The organism is Skermanella pratensis (assembly GCF_008843145.1).
In the GTDB taxonomy this organism is placed as follows: Bacteria; Pseudomonadota; Alphaproteobacteria; order Azospirillales; family Azospirillaceae; genus Skermanella; species Skermanella pratensis.
In genome coordinates, this window is record NZ_CP030265.1 from 3,951,310 (window position 1) to 3,971,037 (window position 19,728).

A 19,728-nucleotide genomic window follows, 5' to 3' on the forward strand; every position below is an offset into this window, starting at 1 on the left:
ATCCCTGGAGGGAATGCGGGATTTTCGAGGAGGGGATAACAAACAAAAAACCGGGGGAAGACAATGAACAGAAGAAGCTTTATCCGCACCTGCACCGCGGCCTTCGGCGCCCTGGTGACCGCCGGCATGGCACTGGGGACCGCGCCGGCGTTCGCGGCCTATCCCGAGCGCCCGATCACCATGATCGTGCCCTGGGGTGCCGGCGGCGGCACCGACGCCACCGCGCGGATCATCAGCAGCCTGCTGGAGAAGTCGCTGGGCCAGCCGATCAACGTCGTCAACCGGACCGGCGGCAGCGGCGTCGTCGGCCACCAGGCGATCGCCAGCGCCTCGCCCGACGGCTACACGCTGGGCATCGCCACCGTCGAGATCGGCATGATGCACTGGCAGGGCCTGACCCAGCTCACCTATGCCGACTACACGCCGCTGGCGCTAATGAACCAGGACCCGGCCGGCCTTCAGGTCGCCCAGGACAGCGAGTACGCATCGGCCCGCGACCTGCTCGAAGCGATCCGCGCCAACCCGGGCGACATGAAGGCGTCGGGCACCGGCCAGGGCGGCATCTGGCATCTGGCGATCGCCGGCATGCTCCAGGCGGCCGACATCGATCCGCAGGCGGTTCCCTGGGTCCCGAGCCAGGGTGCCGCCCCCGGACTCCAGGATCTCGTCGCGGGCGGCGTCGAGATCGTCCCCTGCTCCCTCCCCGAGGCGCGCTCCCTGATCGACGCCGGGCGGGTCAAGAGCCTCGCCATCATGGCGGAGGAGCGCAATCCGCTGTTCCCCAACATCCCGACGCTCAAGGAGCAGACCGGCATCGACTGGACCATGGCCGCCTGGCGCGGCATCGTCGGCCCGAAGGACCTGCCGGAGGACGTGTCGGAGAGGCTGACGAAGGCGCTGAAGGACGTCTATGACAGCTCCGACTTCAAGGAGTTCATGAACCAGCGCGGCTTCGGCATGATCTATGCCTCGGGCGAGCAGTTCGGCAACTTCATGGCCGAGAGCAACGACAGCCTCGGCGAGGTGATGAAGGCGGTCGGCATCGCGAAGCAGTAAGGCAAGCTTTCAGCGATGCGAATCAACGACGCCATCCTGGGCGCCGTGCTCCTGGCCTTCGCACTCGCGATCGGCCTCTACGCACGCACCCTCCCGGCGATCCCGGGTCAGGAATACGGCGCCGCCGTGTTCCCGACCTGGATCGCCTTCGCCATCGGCGCCTGCTCGCTGGTCCTGATCGCCGGAGGACTCCGGCACTGGGCCGAGACGGGTGCCGTCACCCTCGCCTCCTGGGCCCGGTCGGGACACCATCTCCGGGCGCTGGCGATCACCGTGGCGCTGGTGGTCTTCTACATCCTGGTATCCACCCCGCTCGGGTTCATACCTACGGCCTTCATCACGCTGACCGCGCTGTTCGCCGTGCTCGGCGTGAGGCTGGCGCTGGCGCCCGTCCTCGCCGCCGTACTGACCATGGTGGTCCATTACGGCTTCTACAGCCTGCTGCGGGTGCCGCTGCCGTGGGGTGTCCTGACCCCCTGGGCGTGGTGACGGGCATGGACGCGATCCTTCTTGCCTCCCAGATGGTGTTCCAGCCGCAGGTGCTGCTCACCATCGTCATGGCGGCGCTGTTCGGCCTGTTCGTCGGTGCGGTCCCCGGACTGACCGCGACCATGGCGACGGCGCTGCTGGTCCCGATCACCTTCTTCATGGAGCCGGTCCCCGCGATCGGCGCCATCGTGACTTGCTCGGCCATGGCGATCTTCGCCGGCGACATCCCGGGAACGCTGCTGCGCATTCCCGGGACGCCGGCATCGGCCGCCTACACCGACGAAGCCTACGCCATGACCCGCAAGGGCCAGGGCGAACTGGCGCTGGGCGCCAACCTGCTGTTCTCGGCCCTGGGCGGCCTGTTCGGCACCGCCATCCTGATCGTGGCCGCCCCGTCGCTGGCGGAAGTGGCGCTCCGGTTCAGCTCGTTCGAGTATTTCTGGCTGGCCTGCCTGGGCCTGACCTGCGCCACGGTGGTCGGCACCGGCTCGACGGTGAAGGGACTGGTCAGCCTGCTCATCGGGCTGTTCGTCGCCACCGTCGGCCTGAACAACCCGGCGGGCGTGCCGCGCTTCACCTTCGGCAACGTGGACCTGTTGGGCGGGATCGACTTCATCCCGGCCATGATCGGGTTGTTCGCGGTGTCGGAGATCTTCCGCTACGTGCTGGGCATGTCGCCCGACCTGAAGGGCGCCCAGACCCGGGTGGGCAACCTGTTCACCGGCTGGGGACGGCTGATGAAGCAGTATTGGCGCCAGTCGATCCGTGGCAACCTGATCGGCATCTCGATCGGTGCGCTGCCCGGGGCCGGTGCCGACATCGCGTCCTGGGTCAGCTACGCCGTCAGCAAGCGGTTCTCGCGCACGCCGGAGAAGTTCGGCACCGGCCATGTCGAAGGCATCATCGAGAGCACCTCGTCAAACAACGCGGCGCTGGGCGGAGCCTGGGTGCCGGCCCTTGTGTTCGGCATCCCCGGCGACAGCATCACCGCGATCGTGATCGGCGTGCTGTACCTGAAGGGCATGAATCCCGGCCCGACCATCTTCATCAACAATCCCCAGGACATCTACGCGGTCTTCCTGATCTTCATCCTGGCCAACATCTTCATGGTCCCGGCCGGCTGGGCCGCGATCAAGTCGGCCCGAGTGATGATGCGGGTCCCGCGGAACGTGCTGATGCCGTCGATTCTGATGTTCTGCGTGGTGGGCTCGTTCGCCATCAACAACTCGGTGTTCGGCATCACGGTGATGCTGGTCTTCGGGCTGCTGGGGTTCGTGATGGAGGAGAACGGCTTTCCGATCGCGCCGACCATCCTGGGGATCGTGCTCGGCCCCATGCTGGAGGAGAACTTCGTCACCTCGATGATCAAGTCCGGCGGCAGCTTCGCGGGCTTCTTCGAGCGGCCGATCTCGGGAACCCTGGGCGTGATCACCCTGGCGATCTGGGTCGTTCCGGTGGCCCTGTTCGTCTGGCGGAAGACCCGGGCCTGATTTACTGTCCATTAAGCTTAATGGACGATAACCAATGACATCACAGGCTCGAACCGTGCGGAGCTTCGCCGATGTCATTGAATTTCCTGGTTCGGGGCAAGGTGGACAACCTGCCCCAATCCCAGAAGGATGGTGAGACGCGGGCGCTGCCCGCGATCTCGCCGCCCAGGCCCCAGCGCGAGCGTCTGTCCGGCGCCCCCTCCTCCTCCGCCACCGCCGAACCGAAGATGACCGACGACCTGCACGCGATCGCGACGCTGATCGGTCAGCTCAGCGACGAACCGCCCGCACGAGGATCCCAACGGCCGAAGTTCGAGGAGGCCGCCGACCAGGACGACGGGGAGGACGGAGTCCTCGAACTTTCCGCAGACACCAGCGCGCACGAGGATCCCTTGTTCGACGAATGCCAAGCCACGCTCGCCCGCCTGGACGCCGCCAAGAACAGCGGCGAGTCCCTGCTGTCCCAGATCGAGGCCTTCTCCGGCACGCTGGAGCGCCAGGCCGCCGAGCTTTCGATGGCCCGGGCCTCCATGGCGAAGCTGGCTTCGGACAACAGCCGGCTGGTCAACGAGAACGACCGCCTGCGCGTGATGCTGCGCTCGCTGCTGGACGCGATCGACGCCGATGCCCGGCGCAACAACGAGAGCATCGCCGCCGCCGAGCGCAGGCTGCGCGACCTGCACCGCCCCTCAGGGGACCGCCAGGGCTCGGAGCGGCCGAAGCAGCTCCCCGCCCGCGGGCTCGTCGCCGAGGGCTAGGCCCCGGCGCTCGCGACGCCGTCGAGCTGAAGCAGTTCGGCCAGGCGGACCTTCGGCTCCACGAGCTCGGCCAGCGTGTACTGGTCCAGCACGTCGAGGAAAGCCTGGAGCGCCCGGCCCAACGCCCTTTTCAGGACACAGGCGGAGACGATCCGGCACCCCGCGGCGCCCTCCGCGTCGAAACACTGCACCAGGGCCATGTCCTGTTCCATCTTGCGCACCACGTCGCCGATCACGATCTGCGCCGCAGGCCGGGCGAGCCGCAGGCCGCCGTTCCGGCCGCGCACGGTCTCGACGAATCCCATCAGGCCGAGCTGGTGGACCACCTTCAGCAGGTGGTTGTTGGAAATGCCGTAATGGTCGGAAATCTGCTTGATGGTGACCAGTTCGTCCTTCCGAACCCCCAGGTAGATCAGGACCCGCAGGGAATAGTCGGTATAGGTGGTCAGGCGCATGGCGAACTCCGAGCCGGCCGGATTAATGATGCACCCGATATATAACTTTTATCCCGGCGCGGAGTAGTCCCCTTAAGGAATCCCTCAAGGGAGACGACCCCGCGCCCGGACCGGTTCACGGCTCGCTCAGAAGCAATTCTCCCAGCTTCTGGTAATGGGCCCTGCCGCTGGTCAGCGGATCCTCCTGCCGACCGATCGTGCCTTCCAGCTCCGCCCAGTCTTCGGCAGTCAGGACGCGCGCGGCGGCGGGGAGCACGTCGCCCACCTCGCGCATCATGTGGGCCCGCTGGAAATCGACGTAGTCCATGGCCGCCTTTACGAAGACGTCGCGCGACATGGTCGCGTCCTCGATCAGCTGCTCGACCAACGTGGCGAACTTGGCCGAGACCTGGGGCATCCGACCGTGGTCTTCGAGCAGCGCGTCCACCGCGTCGGCGAAGGCCGGCTCCCGCTCCTTGAGCTTCAGGAAGACCGCGTTCTCTTTGGGATGGTGGTAGAGGTCGGGGTACGCCTGGGTATAGTCCATGATCAGGTGAAGCAGATCCAGGTCGGGCGTCTCGGAGTCGTTGAACAGGGTCACCTGTCGATCGATCAGGTGAAGCAGTTTCGCTATCGTCCGATGCTCGTCATTGATCGCCGTGATGATTGCAGGCGTCATCGCAAGTCTCCTTCCTGTCGGTGACAGGACGATCTGGCAGTGTCCGGACCCTGCGCGGGTCGTCCATTGTTTTTGTGCCGATCAGGAGTCTATGCCCGCGGCGCGTCTGCTGCGATGCGACAAACCGCGCGGATGCTACCACATGAAGCTGAACAGGATGACCAGCAGCAGCAAGGCGCCGCCGATGATCAGATAGAGCGGATCGATGCCGGTACGCCGCTTCTTCGCGTGCTTCATTGTTCCCTCCCCATGGTCCGGTGATGACGGCTCGTCCGATCATCCTCCCGGACGGGGACCGAATCCAGCATGAATCGCCTCCGGTGGTAGGTGTCGGACAAGGCGCGATCATCCCGTCGCCGCCCTGTTGGCACCGATGCGGCCTTCGGCCGGCTACACCCCTCTTGACCCAGGAGACCACCATGGACCTCGACCGCATCAGACAGCGCGCCTACGAGATATGGCAGCAGGAGGGTCAGCCCGAAGGCAGGCAGCAGGAACACTGGGAACAGGCCATGCGCGAGGCCAGCGGCGGCGGGGATCAGGCCGAAGGCGATCTTCAGACCGGCGCGGGCCTGCAGTCCGGCGCCGACGAGGACAAGGCGATGGGCAGCATCTCCGACGCGGCGGGCGCAATGCGCGAAGTTTCCGGCAGCCCGGAGATCGGGGCGGCCGAAGGCACCGACGCCGACCAGTTCGGCAAGCAGGCGACGAAACCCGGCGTTCAGAACGAAACGGGCGGCGGTGCCTGAAACGGGCCGCTCCGGAGGCGTAGTTCCATACGCCCGCCGGTGACGTTTGCCGCGGGTCGGCCTTCGGCCGACCCGCGGCAAACGCAGCCCTCAGCTCAGCAGCAGCGAACTGGCCGAGACGGTGTGCTCCTTCAGGACCGCTTCGGTCGTGGCGTCCACCTCCATCAGCATCACCTCGTAGCCCCAGAGATTGGCGATGTGGCGGAGCACCGCCCGGGCGTCGCTCTCGTCCAGCAGCACGCGGTTGATCACCCGGTGCTGGAGGATCAGCTTGCGGTCGCCTGCCAGGTCCACGTCCACGATCTGGATGTCGGGCTCCAGATAGCCGATGTCGTACTGGCGGGCCAGGGCCTTGCGGACCTTGCGGTAGCCACGCTCGTTGTGGATCGCCTCGACCAGCATCTCGGGCTCGGACGCATCGTTCCGCACCTCGAACATGCGCATCTTGCGCATCAGCGCCGGGCTAAGATACTGGAGGACGAAGCTCTCGTCGCGGAAGTTGGCCCAGGCCTCGCGCAGCGTCCCCATGGCATCGCCGTTGCCGGCGTAGTCGGGGAACCACTCCCGGTCCTCTTCGGTCGGATTGGTCGCGATGCGCTCGATGTCCTGCATCATCGCGAAGCCGATGGCGTAGGGATTGATTCCGCTGAACCGGGGATCGTCGAAGTTCGGCTGGAACACGACGCTGGTGTGGGAATGCAGGAACTCCAGCAGCGCCCCGTCGGACATCAGCCCCTTCTGGTGCAGCCGGTTCATGATGTAGTAGTGGGTGTAGGTGGCGCACCCCTCGTTCATCAGCTTGGTCTGCTTCTGCGGATAGAAGTACTGGGCGACCCGGCGGACGATGCGCAGGATCTCGCGCTGCCACTGGTGCAGGCGCGGCGCCTTCTTTTCCAGGAAATAGAGGATGTTCTCCTCGGGCAGCGCCAGCAGCGCCTTGCGGTTCTCGACCGCGGAGACCGACTCCTTGACCCCCGGCTTGGTCGGGACCGTCCGCCAGAGGTCGTTGTACATCTTGCGGTTATATTCCTGCCGCTCATCCTCGCGGCGCTGCTCTTCCCGCAGGTCGAGCGGCTGCTTGCGCGGATAGCGGTGGACGCCGTGGCTCATCAGCGCATGGGCGGCATCGAGGGTCCGCTCGACGGCCTGATGGCCGTAGCGCTCCTCGCATTTGAGGATGAAGGTCTTGGCGAACTCCAGATAGTCCAGGATGCCCCTGGCATCGGTCCACTGGCGGAACAGGTTGTTGTTCTTGAAGAAGTGGTTGTGGCCGAACGCGGCGTGGGCGATCACCAGCGTCTGCATCGTCATGGAATTCTCCTCCATGATATAGCTGATGCAGGGGCTGGAGTTGATCACGATCTCGTAGGCCAAGCCGCGCAGGCCCTTGCGGTACAGGGTCTCGTCCTGCGCGAAATGCTTGCCGAACGACCAGTGCTTGTACATCAGCGGCATGCCGATGGACGAGTAGGCGTCCAGCATCTGCTCGGCCGTGATCACCTCGATCTGGTTCGGATAGATGTCCAGACCCATCTCGTCGAACGCGATCCGCTCGATCGCGTCATAGGCGCGCTTGATCTTGTCGTAATCCCAGTCCGCGCCTTCGAAGATCAACTTGTTGCCGTCGTCGAGCATCTGCATGGACATCTGTCGTTCCTCTGGCCCGCTACCCGGGCCCGCTACCTGGATGTGGCCGCTTCTCAGGCCGTCGCGTTTTCCCGCGAGAACAGGTCGCGGAACACCGGGAAGATCTCCCGGCGGGTCCGGACCTTGCGCATCGCGATCGGGGCTCCCGGTTTCGCCACCAGCTTGTAGGTCCGCCAGAGATCGGTTTCGCGTCCCAGCGTCGAGCCGAGCGCGCCGCCCAGGCCGCCCTCGTAATCCTGGCTGACCTCGATATAGGCGAAGTACTGGCACATGGGCAGGATCACGTTCTCCAGCAGGGCCGCCGACTTGGCATTGTCGTTCGACATGTTGTCGCCGTCCGACGCCTGCGCCGCGTAGATGTTCCACTCCGCCTCGGGATAACGGTCCGCGATGATCCGGCGCATCTCCTCCAGCGCGGTGGAGACGACGGTGCCGCCCGTCTCGGCGCTGTAGAAGAAGGTTTCCTCGTCGACTTCCTTGGCCTCGTGGGTGTGCCGGATGAAGACGATGTCGACATGGCGGTAGCGCCGCTTCAGGAACAGGTAAAGCAGGATGAAGAACCGCTTGGCGAGGTCCTTCATATGCTCCGTCATGGACCCGGAAACGTCCATCAGGCAGAACATCACCGCCTGGGCCACGGGACGGGGCACCCGCTCGAACCGGTTGTAGCGGACGTCCACCGGGTCGAGGTACGGGATCACCTTGCTGCGCCGGAGCTGGCGCTCCAGCTCGCCGCGCAGCTCCGCCAGCCGCGCGTCGTCGGTGCCGCCGGCTTCGAGGTCGGCGATCTCCTGTTCGAGGCGTTCGATCTCCTCCGGCTTGGGCCGGCGGAGTGCTATGCGCCGCGACAGGCTGTTGCGCATGGTGCGCACCAGGTTGAGGTTCGACGGCGACCCGCTGGAACTGTAACCGGCGCGGTGCAGCGAGTAGTTCTCCGTCTGCTTGATCTTCTGCTTGACCAGATCGGGCAGTTCCAGGTCTTCCATGAAGATGTCCAGGAACTCCTCCCGGCTCAGCACGAAGCGGAAATCGTCCTCGCCATCGCCGTCGGGGCTGCCCTCCGAGCCACCCCGCCCGCCGCCGCCTTCCGGCCGCGGGATGGTGTCACCTTCCACGAACTCCTTGTTGCCCGGCACCACGTGCTCGCGCAGTCCACCGCTCGCCGAGCGGTGGAAGGACGGCTCGCGCACGCCTCCGGTGGATATCGAGATCTTGTCGCCGTTCTCGATGTCCTGGATGCTGCGCTTGCCCGAGCTGTCGCGCACCGCCTTGACGATCTGCTCCTTGGCGCGGCGCAGGAAGCGCTGGCGGTTTGCCAGGCTTTTGCCCTTGGGATTGAGGCGCCGGTCAATGATGTTCATATCAGTGAACTTTCCTTCCCTCAGCCGGCCTGCTTCACTCGCATGTACCACTCGACCAGCCGGCGGACCTGCCGTTCAGTGTAGCCCCGATCCATCATACGCTCGACGAAGTCGGAATGCTTCTTCTCGGTCTCGCTGTCCTTCTTGCTGCCGAAACTGATCACGGGCAGCAGGTCCTCCACCTGGCTGAACATGCGCCGCTCGATGACTTCCCGGATCTTCTCGTAGGACGTCCATGACGGGTTCCGGCCGGCGTTGTTGGCCCGGGCCCGCAGGGCGAACTTGACCACCTCGTTCCGGAAGTCCTTGGGATTGGCGATCCCCGCGGGCTTCTCGATCTTGGTCAGTTCCTGATTCAGCAGGTCGCGGTTCATCAGCTGGCCGGTGTCGGGATCCTTGAAGTCCTGATCCTCGATCCAGGCGTCGGCATAATCGACATAGCGGTCGAACAGGTTCTGACCATAGTCGTGGTAGGATTCCAGGTAGGCTTTCTGGATCTCGTTGCCGATGAACTCCGCGTAGCGCGGCGCCAGTTCGCCCTTGATGAATTCCAGGTAGCGCTTCTCGGTGTCCTCCGGGAACTGCTCGCGCTTGATCGACTGCTCGAGCACATACATCAGGTGGACCGGATCGGCCGAGATCTCGGTGTTGTCATAGTTGAAGGTCGCCGCCAGCACCTTGAAGGCGAAGCGGGTCGAAATGCCCTCCATGCCCTCGTCGACGCCGGCCGCGTCGCGGTATTCCTGCATCGACCGGGCCTTGGGATCGGTCTCCTTCAAGGTCTCGCCGTCGTAAATCCGCATCTTGGAATAGATGCTGGAATTCTCGTGCTCCCGCAGGCGCGACAGGACCGAGAAGCGGGCCATCATCTGCAGCGTCGCCGGCGCGCAGGGGGCGGCCGACAGGTCGCTGCCCTGGATCAGCTTGTGATAGATGCTCTGCTCTTCGGTCACCCGCAGGCAGTACGGCACCTTGATCACGCAGATGCGGTCGATGAAGGCCTCGTTGTTCTTGTTGTTCTTGAAGCTCTGCCACTCCGCCTCGTTGGAGTGGGCCAGGATGATGCCCTGGAACGGCATGGCGCCGATATTCTCGGTGCCGACATAGTTGCCTTCCTGGGTCGCCGTCAGCAGCGGGTGCAGCATCTTGATCGGCGCCTTGAACATCTCGACGAATTCCAGGATGCCCTGGGTCGCGCGATTCAGGCCGCCGGAGAAGCTGTAGGCGTCCGGGTCGTTCTGGCTGAACATCTCCAGCTTGCGGATATCGACCTTGCCGACCAGGCTGGAGATGTCCTGGTTGTTCTCGTCACCCGGCTCGGTCTTGGAAACGCCGACCTGGCGCAGCTTGGACGGCATCAGCCGGACGACGCGGAACTTGGAGATGTCGCCGCCGAATTCGTCGAGCCGCTTGACCGCCCAGGGGCTCATCAGGCCGGTCAGGCGCCGGCGGGGGATGCCGAACTTGTCCTCCAGCACGGGGCCCATCTGCTCGGGGTCGAACAGGCCCAGAGGGCTTTCGAACAGCGGGCTGACCTCCTTGCCGGCCTTCAGCGCGTAGATCGGCTGATGCTCCATCAACGACTTCAGCCGTTCGGCGAGGGACGACTTGCCGCCGCCGACCGGGCCCAGCAGGTAGAGGATCTGCTTGCGCTCCTCCAACCCCTGCGCGGCATGCCGGAAGAAGCCGACGATGCGCTCGATCGTCTCCTCCATGCCGTAGAAGTCGCTGAAGGCGGGATAAACCTTGATCGTGCGGTTCATGAAGATACGGCCCAGGCGCGGGTCCTTGGCAGTATCCACGACCTCCGCCTCCCCGATGGCCGCGAGGAGGCGCTCCGCGGCGGTGGAGTAGATCAGAGGATCGCTCTTGCACGCTTCAAGGTACTCGACGAGGGTCATCTCGACTTCTTTGCGACCCTCGTAATTCTGTGCGTAGCGTGAAAACAGGTCGTCGGCCGGGAACATCGGTCACTCCTCTGTGAAAGGGTCTCCATTGATCCTGCAGCGCTCGACTGGCTTCATACGTCTACTTCTCCGCCAGGGCTGCCGCAGGCAACGAAAGTCGTCACTCCTCCCCGCCGATCCCTGAGGCTATCCTTTTCTGTATCGTTACTTCTCCGGACAAGAAAGTTCCCGGCAGCATAACGAAATAGCCTAGACCACGGACGGTTCGCGTTCATCGAATCTATATAGCTAGTCTCAAAGAGATTTCTAACGCGGTGCCATAATTGCACGCGCCGGCTTGGCGCAGCGGTTCGAGAGCCGGTTTTTCCAAAGAATGTTGCGTCAGCCACTCTGCCCCAAACATCCCCGCATGTTTGCCCCGGAATTGGACTATTCGATGGCAAGACGGAGTATACCGCACTGCGGTGATCTGAAGCAGCCTTATCGGCGGCTCGATCAAGGGCACCCCATCGCGAGGTGTACGTGTCAGGCGAAATCGGCCGTGGCCGGAACGGCGAACCCTCGGCGCGGCAGTCGGACGAAGTCGCCCGGCTGATGCTGTGACGGTCTGCGGTTCGTTGCTTCAAGCCGTTCCCCTTCCAGACACCCTGATGGTTAATCGTTACGTTAAGTGGCGTTTCGTTAACAAGGAGTTTCAAACACAAGCGGGCATTGGGGCAAGAGCGGATATGAGTGCACCGTTCCCACCCTGTGGAATGTGGGCAGGTTCACGAACGCGCACGGTTTCCCGAATGCGTCCGTACTCCAGCCTCCCCGTCATTTTCAGCCGATCGGCGCGGGAGCGGCACCACTTCGCGGGTGCCTTCAACCAGTATCTCCGTATGCGCTGTGATTTATCAAACACACCCAAGGCGTACTCGTTCCGCCTTGCGCGGCATCCGAAACCGCCGTCGAAGACGAATCTTGCAGTTCGATGACACCGACTCGATAGACCGGTCGGGTGACACCTTTTGGAACCGTGCAACCCCGCCGCCACGCCCCCTGTTGCAGGAATAAAACAGGAGGATGGAAATGGCCGATCCGACACCTAAGCCGGGGCAGGAACACGGGGATACACCCGGGACCGGCCGCGACAAGCCGCCGGGCGAACAGGAACAGACCGGCATCATCCCGGGCAAAGTACCGGGTTCGCCCACCGACCCGCGGGATCCCCGATTCCCCGGCAGTCAGCCGGACCTCGCCTGAGCGGGGCCCGGCTTAACCATCACGACTTCACCATCACGGTTTGACCTGAGCGGATTTCGCCGGAGCGATGATCACGCCCTCGTCGGCGCGCAATTCCACGGTGGCGCCGACGAGGGCGTCGGACCGGTCCAGATGCGTGGACAGGTGGATCCGTCCGTCGGCGAAGCGCTCGGGCAGAGCGATCCGGGCGGCCGTCGATCCGAGGTTCAGCGCGACGGCGAAGCGGTCGGTTCCCCAGATGCGCTGGTAGACCAGGAGGTCGCCCTCGGCGGAGACCGGCTCGAACGCGCCGGCCGCCAGGGCCGGCTCGCCCCGGCGGAGCGCGATCAGGGCGCGGCACAGGGAGAGCATCGACCTCCGGTCACCGGATTGCGCCTCCACGTTGACCTCGCTGAAGCTGTCGGAAACCGGAAGCCAGGGCTGGCCGGTGGTGAAGCCGGCATTGGGCGCGGCGCTCCACTGCATCGGCGTACGCTGCGGGTCCCGCCCCAATCCCCTGCCGGGCACGTTCTTCTCGAACGGGTCCCGGACCTGGTCGGGCCGTATAAGACCGTTCTCCATCCCCAGTTCGTCGCCGTAATAGAACGTCGGGGTTCCTCGAAGCGTCAGCAGCAGCATCACGGCGACACGCGCCTGGGCGGGGCCGACGCGGCTGGCGATCCGCGGCTTGTCGTGGTTGCCGAGGACCCAGTTGGGCCATCCCCCGGGCGGCAAGCCCCCTTCGTATTCGTTGATCAGCCCCTCCAGGGTCCGGGCATGCCACGGGGCATCGATCAATTGGAAATTGAACGGCATGTGCGCGCCGGTCAGGTCGGCGCCGTAATAGGCCATCAGCCGCTCCAGGGGCAGGTAGATCTCCCCGATCAGCACCCGGTCGTCGTACTCGTCGATCACGGCGCGCATCTCGCGCACCAGGTCCAGCACTTCGGGCCGGTCGGCGGTGTAGAGGGGGACGAGCTGATGGAACGGATCCATGCCCGGCTTCCAATCCGGCGATACCGGATTGTCCCGGAACTGGTCGTCCTTTATCAGATGCCAGATCACATCGACCCTGAAGCCGTCGACACCGCGCGCCATCCATGAGCGGAGCGCGTCGAACATCGCCGCGCGGACGGCGGGATTGCGCCAGTTGAGGTCCGGCTGCTCCTTCAGGAAAGCATGGTAGTAATACTGACCTGTCGCCGCGTCGTATTCCCAGGCGCTGCCGCCGAAATTGCTCAGCCAGTTGTTCGGCGGGCCGCCGTCGGGCGCCGGGTCGCGCCAGATGTACCAGTCGCGCTTCGCGGAGTCCCGGGAGCGCCTCGCCTCCTCGAACCAGGGGTGGCGGTCCGACGTGTGGTTCGGCACGAAGTCCAGGATCAGCCTCAGCCCGCGCCGGTGGACTTCGGTCACCAGCGCATCGAACTGCTCCTGGGTGCCGAAGATCGGGTCGACGCCGGTGAAATCGGCGACGTCGTACCCGAAGTCGGCCATCGGCGAGGGGAAGATCGGGGACAGCCAGACGGCATCGACGCCCAGTTCAACCAGATGGTCCAGGCGACCCATGATGCCCGGCAGATCGCCGATGCCGTCGCCATCGCTGTCCTGGAACGATCGTGGATAAATCTGATAGACGATGCCGTGCTGCCACCAGGCCGTGCCGGTCTTGTGCATGGCTTAATACCTTTTCCGATACCTGCGGTTCGCGGGAGAAACGCGCGTATCCGGCAAACGGCTCCAACCGTTCCGTCTCTAGTGTTCCGGCCTAGACATTTGATTCGATGCGTTGGGCCGCGGCCCAACGCATCGCAAGACATGAAGTAGGGGAATCATTCGTTCCTGCGGAAACACTAATGGATCATGATGCCGTCCGGAACGGCCGAGCTTGTCGGCATGTCGCGGCAAGGCAGCATCAGGCCCCGTTCGGCGAAGGCCCCGGCGAGGCGCATCGCCCCTTCCAGCAGGCCGTCGGGATGGGCGATGCCGGACAGCGACTGCGCCGCGGTCCGGGCCAGCAGCCCGTCTCCCCGCTGGCAGGCGCCGAGGAGGACCAGCAGCAGGGCCTCGTCGTCGCCGACGCAACGGCAGCAGGGCTGGTGGTGGGTGATGGTCCGCCGCGCAGTCCGGCGCAGCGCCTCGATCATCTCGGCCAGCGCCGCCGCCGCCTCGCGCGCGACCGGCTCGCCGCACCGCCGCCGCAGCCCGCGCCAGACCGTCTCCCACTGTTCCGGCGCCTGATGGCGCACGCCCAGCACCCAGCGGCGGAACGCCCACACGATCAGGGATTCGGCATCCTCCTGCTCCGGGATGAAATCGAGGTCCGGCATGCTGGCGGTCGATCGATCGAGCATCTGGTACGACATGGGGCCTCTCTGAAAGTGATAATCACTCGCATCATTCATCCATGAATACTCCTGTTGAGAGTCATTCGCAACATGTCTGGAGGGCATAGGCGCGACAGAGTGGCGCAGGAGCCCCGCCCAACCCGCACCCGGCCCAACGAATTAACCTTAAATTCGCGAAATGGACCGATAGATACGGAAAGAAGGCAAAATCAAGAACCCCCGCCGAGGATGGCAACCATGTTCTCCGGAATGAGCATAAGGCGAAAGATCCTCCTGATCGTCGGAGTCGGCCTGGTGGGACTGCTGACCGTCGCCGCCGCGGCCCTTGGCACCCTGAGAAGCCAGATGTTCGCGGACCGGCAGGTCCAGACGCGTCATCTGGTGGAGGTCGCCGTCGCCCAGATCGATCATCATGCCAAGCTCGCCGCGGCAGGATCCATGACGCTGGATGCCGCGAAGGCGGCGGCCCTGGCCGGCATCACCGCCCTGCGATATGCGGACGGGGAGTATTTCTTCGTCCTCGACCCGTCCGGCACGGTCATCGCGCACGGCACCAGCCCCCAGCTGGTCGGCAGGAACCTGCGGGACACCAGGGACGCCAACGGGTTCGCTTTCGTCGGCGAGATGACCCGGCGCGCGATCGCCGACGGTTCGGCCATCGTCAGCTATGTCTGGCCGAAGGCGGGATCGACGGAGCCGCAGCCGAAGATCGGCTACTCCAGCCACTACAAGCCGTGGGACTGGGTCGTCGGCTCGGGGCTCTACGTGGACGACGCCGAGACCGCCTTCCTCTGGATCGGCCTTGAACTGGGAGCGGTCTGCCTCGCCATCCTGGCCGTCCAGGGACTTATCGCGGCGGCCCTGGCCCGCGCCATCGTCCGCCCGATCCCGGTCATGCAGGACTCCATATCGGCCGCGCGGACGGGCGATCTGTCGCGGACGGTCGGCATCGACACCGGCGACGAGATCGGCGCCATGGCGCGGGACTTCAACCATCTGCTGGAGAGTCTGAAGGACAGCCTGGGACAGGTCGGCGAAGCCAGCGGCTCGGTCTCCGCCGCGTCGGTCGAACTCACCGCTTCCGCGGAGGAGATGAGCCGGAACGCGGAAACCATGAACGGCCACGCCGACCAGATCAACAGCGCCGTGGTCGGCGTGGTCGGCGCCGTCGGCGACCTGACCTCGATCGCCGAGGAGCTGGCGACCAGCGCCGACGGCGTGGCGACCGCGTCGGAGGAGATGACGGCCTCTATCCGGGAAGTGGCGCGCCATGCCGCGGCCAGCTCCGATGTCGCCCACAAGGCCTCGGCCGCCGCCGACCAGGCGCGTGCGACCCTGCGGGGAGCCGAGCAGGCGATCAGGTCGGCGGTCGACAACATCCGCCAGCTCTCCCAGAACAGCACGGAGATCGGCGAGGTCATCCAGGTGATCTCGGACATCGCCGAGCAGACCAACCTGCTGGCCCTGAACGCCACGATCGAGGCGGCGCGCGCCGGGGAGGCGGGCAAGGGTTTCGCCGTGGTCGCGACCGAGGTCAAGAACCTGGCGACCCAGAGCGCCCGGGCCGCGGAGCAGATCGCCGAGCGGATCACGGCGACGCAGGACCAGACGGAGCGGTCGGTCACCTCGATCGACCAGGTCGCCGACGCCATGGCCAGGGTCTCCGGATCGATCGGCGCGATCCACGAGGTCATCTCCCAGATCGACCGGATCGCCGGCTCGATCGCGGCCGAGGTGGACCAGCAGAGCGCCACCACCAGCGAGATCGGGCGCAATGTCGGGCAGGTCGCGACCTCGGCCAAGGCGGTCGCGTCGGACACCAGCCAGACGGCGATGGAAGCCCAACTGGTTAGCGAGGCGGTCCGCACGATGGTCGCCATCGCGCAGAGCACCGCGGCCGGCGCTACCGAGACATCGAGCGCCGCCGCGGAACTCAGCCGGCTGGCGCACCAGCTCGACCAGCTCGTCGGGCGCTACAAGCTGAGCGCCTGATTTCCTCCCCTGGCCCGCCCCCCCCTGGCCCGCGGCGTAATGTCCCGCTATGGTCCTTCCTTCCGACATAACGACACAGGAAGGGAAGATAACCATGGCGGGAACCATCGCGGCGCGCCTGAAGGAACTGGGCATCGACCTGCCGAAAGTCGCGGCTCCGGCGGGGGCCTACGTGCCCTATACCCTGTCCGGCAAGATGCTGTTCGTCTCCGGCCAGATCCCCATGCGCGACGGCGCGCTGACCCACAAGGGCAAGGTCGGCACCGACCTGTCGGTCGAGGACGGCCATGCCTGCGCCCGAGTCTGCGCGCTCAACATCCTGGCCCAGGTGGATGCTGCCTGCGGCGGCGACCTCGACAAGGTGGCGCGATGCCTCAAGCTGGGCGGCTTCGTCAATTGCGGCCCCGATTTCAACGACCATCCCAAGGTGATCAACGGCGCGTCGGAGCTGATGCTGGAGGTCTTCGGCGAAGCGGGAAAGCACGCCCGGTTCGCGGTCGGAGCCCCGTCGCTGCCGCTGGGATGCTCGGTGGAGGTCGAGGCGGTCTTCGAACTGAAGTGAGCGTCTTGCGCCGCAGCGCGAAACGTCTAATTCTCTGGTCATGCCAGACGGAAACGACAGCATCACGGTCAAGGTGATACCGGGTATCGGCGCGGTGGACGCCGCCGCCTGGGATGCCTGTGCCGGCGCGGAGAACCCGTTCCTCAGCCACGCCTTCCTCGGGGCGCTCGAAGACAGCGGGTCCTGCCGCGCCGCGACCGGCTGGCAGCCCCAGCATCTGGTGCTCGAAAGCCCGGACGGCGGGATCTGGGGAGCTGTCCCGCTATACCTGAAAAGCCACTCCTACGGCGAATACGTGTTCGACCACGCCTGGGCGAACGCCTACGAGCGGGCGGGCGGCAGCTATTATCCCAAGCTCCAGGCCGCCGTCCCATTCACGCCGGTGACCGGGCCGCGGCTGCTGGTCCACCCGGAGGCGCCGGACGGAGTGGCGCCGGCCCTGATCTCCACCATGGAGCAGCTGGGCCTCCGTCACGCGGTTTCCTCGATCCACGTCACCTTCCCGACCGAATCGGATTGGAACCGCTTCGGCGAGGCCGGCTGGCTCCAGCGGATCGGGCAGCAGTACCACTGGGAGAACCGCGGCTACGGCAGCTTCGACGATTTCCTGGGCGAGCTGAACTCCCGCAAGCGCAAGTCGATCCGCAAGGAGCGGCGGGAAGTGGCGGAAACCGGCGTGAAGATCCACGCCCTGACCGGTCCCGACCTGCGCCAGGAGCACTGGGACGTCTTCTACAAGTTCTACATGGACACCAGCGACCGGAAATGGGGCAGCGCCTACCTGAACCGGAAGTTCTTCCTCCAGCTCGGCGAAACCATGGCCGACCGTGTCGTGCTGATCCTGGTCGAGGACGACGGCGACTGGGTCGCGGGCGCCCTGAACCTGCTCGGCAGCGACACGCTCTACGGCCGCAACTGGGGCTGCCTCGCGACCTACAAGCACCTGCATTTCGAGGCGTGCTACTACCGAGCCATCGATTTCGCGATCGAGCGCGGGCTGAAGCGGGTCGAGGCCGGCGCCCAGGGCCAGCACAAGATCCAGCGCGGCTATCTGCCGACCCCGACATACAGCGCCCACTGGATTCGCGACCCGGGCTTCCGCGCCGCTATCGCCGACTATCTCAGGCGCGAGCGGCCCGCCGTGGAGAGCGAGATCGCGATCCTGATGCAGGACAGCCCGTTCCGGCAGGAGAACGGTTGCGGCTGACCCGCATCAGGCTGCGTTCCAGCGGTCCAGGACGGCTTCCACGTCGAGCTGCCGCAGGGCCGGCCGGACCGGCGGCGGGTCGCCGTCGACCCGCAGACCGAACAGGGTCTCCACCAGGGGCTCGGCGTCCCCTGAAACCCTCACCTGCCCGCGCGCGGCGACGTGGGGATGGGCGGGAACGTCGGACAGCTCCGCCACCGTCTCGAAGCAGCAATCCACATCGGCGAATAGCGCTTCCCAGCGGGCCAGCGGCTCGGCCGCGACCGCGCCGGCCACCTCCCGGATCAGGTCCCGCTGCGGCATCGGTTCGAACTGCCGCGGGGTCCAGTCGGGTCGGCCCAGGGTGGCGCAGAAAGCCGCCCAGAACTTTCCCTCGATGGCGCCCAGGCTGACGAAGCGGCCGTCCGCCGTCCTGTAGACCTGGTAGCAGGCAGCGCCTCCCGTCAGCAGGTCGCCGGCCGGCCGGGGAGGTGCTCCGCGCCGGGCCAGGGTGAGCGGCCAGGACTGCCACCCCAACACGGTCTCCATCAGGCTGACGTCCAGGAAAGCCCCCTGCCCGGTCCTGCTCCGCCGGAACAGGGCGGCCGACACCGCGGCGACCGTCTGGACGGCGGCGGCATGGTCGGCCACCGGCGGATGGGCCATCGCCGGCACGCCCGCCATTCCCGAAGACGCCAGGCCGCCGCCCAGCGCCATGTAATTGATGTCGTGGCCGGCGCGCAGCCGATAAGGGCCGTCCTGCCCCCAGCCGGACAGCGCGGCATGGACAAGACCCGGGTTCAACTCCCCGAGTCGCGCGCGCGGAAGCCCGAGCCGGTCCAGCGTGCCCGGCCGATAACTCTCGATCAGCACGTCGGCGGCCCGAACCAGGGACTCGAACGACGCCCGGCCCCCGGCCGACTTCAGGTCGAGCAGGACGACGGTCTTGCCGGCATTCACCAGCTTGTAGGCGGGCGCCAGCCCGTCCGAGTCGATCGCGCCGAGCCGCCGCATCGGATCGCCAGACGGCGGCTCGACCTTGATCGCGTCGGCGCCCATGTCCGCCAGCATCTGGGCGGCGAACGGACCCGGCAGGTACTGGCTGAGATCGAGGACGCGGATGCCGTCGAGGAGCCCGCCCGTCATACCGCGCCGGTCCCGAACTTCAGCAGTCCGGGCGCCTTGTCGATGATCTCTTCCAGGATCGCCTCCGCCGTGTCGAGGTCGTTGGCGAGGCCTGTGCTCAGCCGGTTGACATAGTCGGGCCGCCGCAGCTTCTCGCGCGCCTCGTACAGGCTGTGCAACTCGGCGATGAAGATCTCGCGGGCGCCCAGTGGGAGGATGGTGTTGGCCGACAGGACGAAGAAGAAGCGCATGCTGGCCTTGATCAGCAGGGCCAGCATCAGGATGTCCATCCGCTCGAACTCGGTCTTCAGGTCGTCGACCCGGCCGTCGGCGACATGCTTCAGGCGCCCCTCTATCAGGATGCAGAGAGCCTTGAACTCTCCGACTTTCTCCCGGAAATGGCGGTATGCGACAAAGCTGTTGTTGGCTGCCTCGCGCTGCGCCTCCGCGGCGAGCTTCGCGGCTTCGCGGGCCTGCCGCTCGAGCGCATGCAGCAGGCCTTCCACTTCGCTGCGCTTGTAGGTGCGTTGAACCAAGGGACGATTTCCGACAGACGGACCGAGGCAACCCTATAGCATGGCGGTGAAAAATCGTCATGCGTCATGTCGGACAGCGGAAGCGCGGGCTGGACTCCCGACAGGCTCGTCCTCCAGAGGTTTGCGCCTTACATCTATAACTAATCTTTAAATAAATTGATTTTTGAAGATCATGTTCTGATTATGCT

General features: G+C 65.6%; 17 protein-coding genes. 8 read left to right on the forward strand and 9 right to left on the reverse strand.

All coding sequences use genetic code 11. The annotated features are described in order from the left end of the window. Positions 1-63: 63 nt before the first annotated feature. From DPR14_RS18140 to DPR14_RS18155, 4 genes are all read left to right on the forward strand, one after another. Positions 64-1,056, forward strand: a complete 993-nt coding sequence (locus tag DPR14_RS18140; protein WP_158046407.1) for a tripartite tricarboxylate transporter substrate binding protein — start codon at positions 64-66, stop codon at positions 1,054-1,056. 15 nt (positions 1,057-1,071) lie between these two features. Further along, positions 1,072-1,545, forward strand: a complete 474-nt coding sequence (locus DPR14_RS18145) for a tripartite tricarboxylate transporter TctB family protein (RefSeq protein ID WP_158046408.1) — start codon at positions 1,072-1,074, stop codon at positions 1,543-1,545. A gap of 5 nt (positions 1,546-1,550) precedes the next feature. Continuing rightward, positions 1,551-3,035 carry a tripartite tricarboxylate transporter permease gene (locus DPR14_RS18150; protein ID WP_158046409.1) on the forward strand — a complete coding sequence of 495 codons (1,485 nt, stop codon included), beginning with the start codon at positions 1,551-1,553 and terminating at the stop codon, positions 3,033-3,035. A 71-nt stretch (positions 3,036-3,106) separates the two neighbouring features. After that, the gene (locus DPR14_RS18155; protein WP_158046410.1) at positions 3,107-3,793 is read left to right on the forward strand and encodes a hypothetical protein; all 687 of its coding nucleotides are present in this window, start codon (positions 3,107-3,109) and stop codon (positions 3,791-3,793) included. Here the strand turns inward: DPR14_RS18155 and DPR14_RS18160 are convergent. Both DPR14_RS18160 and DPR14_RS18165 read right to left on the reverse strand, forming a co-directional pair. Then, positions 3,790-4,248 carry an Rrf2 family transcriptional regulator gene (locus tag DPR14_RS18160; RefSeq protein ID WP_158046411.1) on the reverse strand — a complete coding sequence of 153 codons (459 nt, stop codon included), beginning with the start codon at positions 4,246-4,248 and terminating at the stop codon, positions 3,790-3,792. The two genes, DPR14_RS18155 and DPR14_RS18160, sit on opposite strands and share 4 nt — an antisense overlap. Before the next feature lie 115 nt (positions 4,249-4,363). After that, on the reverse strand, positions 4,364-4,906 hold the full coding sequence (locus DPR14_RS18165) for a hemerythrin domain-containing protein (RefSeq protein WP_158046412.1): 543 nt from the start codon (positions 4,904-4,906) through the stop codon (positions 4,364-4,366). A 419-nt stretch (positions 4,907-5,325) separates the two neighbouring features. On the opposite strand from DPR14_RS18165, the gene DPR14_RS18170 reads away from it, so the two are divergent. Beyond that, entirely contained in the window at positions 5,326-5,655 is a 330-nt protein-coding gene (locus tag DPR14_RS18170) for a DUF2934 domain-containing protein (protein WP_158046413.1), read from the forward strand. 90 nt (positions 5,656-5,745) lie between these two features. On the opposite strand, the gene DPR14_RS18175 is transcribed toward DPR14_RS18170, so the two are convergent. From DPR14_RS18175 to DPR14_RS18195, 5 genes are all read right to left on the reverse strand, one after another. Continuing rightward, a complete protein-coding gene (locus tag DPR14_RS18175) occupies positions 5,746-7,302 on the reverse strand; it encodes a SpoVR family protein (protein WP_425500951.1) in 1,557 nt (518 codons plus the stop codon). Positions 7,303-7,355: 53 nt separating this feature from the next. Next, entirely contained in the window at positions 7,356-8,663 is a 1,308-nt protein-coding gene (locus DPR14_RS18180; protein WP_158046414.1) for a YeaH/YhbH family protein, read from the reverse strand. Between the two features lie 20 nt (positions 8,664-8,683). Next, positions 8,684-10,630 carry a PrkA family serine protein kinase gene (locus DPR14_RS18185; protein WP_158046415.1) on the reverse strand — a complete coding sequence of 649 codons (1,947 nt, stop codon included), beginning with the start codon at positions 10,628-10,630 and terminating at the stop codon, positions 8,684-8,686. Positions 10,631-11,848: 1,218 nt separating this feature from the next. Continuing rightward, positions 11,849-13,468 (reverse strand): alpha-amylase family glycosyl hydrolase, encoded by a 1,620-nt coding sequence (locus DPR14_RS18190; RefSeq protein WP_158046416.1) that lies wholly within the window; start codon positions 13,466-13,468, stop codon positions 11,849-11,851. 176 nt (positions 13,469-13,644) lie between these two features. Continuing rightward, complete coding sequence (locus DPR14_RS18195; protein WP_158046417.1) at positions 13,645-14,157, reverse strand: hypothetical protein; 513 nt, start codon at positions 14,155-14,157, stop codon at positions 13,645-13,647. A gap of 219 nt (positions 14,158-14,376) precedes the next feature. Between DPR14_RS18195 and DPR14_RS18200 the strand changes: the two genes are divergently transcribed. From DPR14_RS18200 to DPR14_RS18210, 3 genes are all read left to right on the forward strand, one after another. Next, positions 14,377-16,131 (forward strand): methyl-accepting chemotaxis protein, encoded by a 1,755-nt coding sequence (locus DPR14_RS18200; protein ID WP_211103815.1) that lies wholly within the window; start codon positions 14,377-14,379, stop codon positions 16,129-16,131. Between the two features lie 94 nt (positions 16,132-16,225). Further along, positions 16,226-16,693, forward strand: a complete 468-nt coding sequence (locus DPR14_RS18205) for a RidA family protein (RefSeq protein ID WP_158046419.1) — start codon at positions 16,226-16,228, stop codon at positions 16,691-16,693. Positions 16,694-16,733: 40 nt separating this feature from the next. Next, on the forward strand, positions 16,734-17,900 hold the full coding sequence (locus DPR14_RS18210) for a GNAT family N-acetyltransferase (RefSeq protein WP_158046420.1): 1,167 nt from the start codon (positions 16,734-16,736) through the stop codon (positions 17,898-17,900). Between the two features lie 6 nt (positions 17,901-17,906). On the opposite strand, the gene DPR14_RS18215 is transcribed toward DPR14_RS18210, so the two are convergent. Together DPR14_RS18215 and DPR14_RS18220 are read right to left on the reverse strand one after the other, a co-directional pair. Next, entirely contained in the window at positions 17,907-19,025 is a 1,119-nt protein-coding gene (locus DPR14_RS18215) for a CaiB/BaiF CoA transferase family protein (protein WP_158046421.1), read from the reverse strand. Continuing rightward, positions 19,022-19,540, reverse strand: coding sequence for a hypothetical protein (locus tag DPR14_RS18220; RefSeq protein WP_158046422.1), 519 nt, complete (start codon positions 19,538-19,540; stop codon positions 19,022-19,024). The genes DPR14_RS18215 and DPR14_RS18220 overlap by 4 nt, the downstream gene beginning before the upstream one ends. Positions 19,541-19,728: the final 188 nt, after the last annotated feature.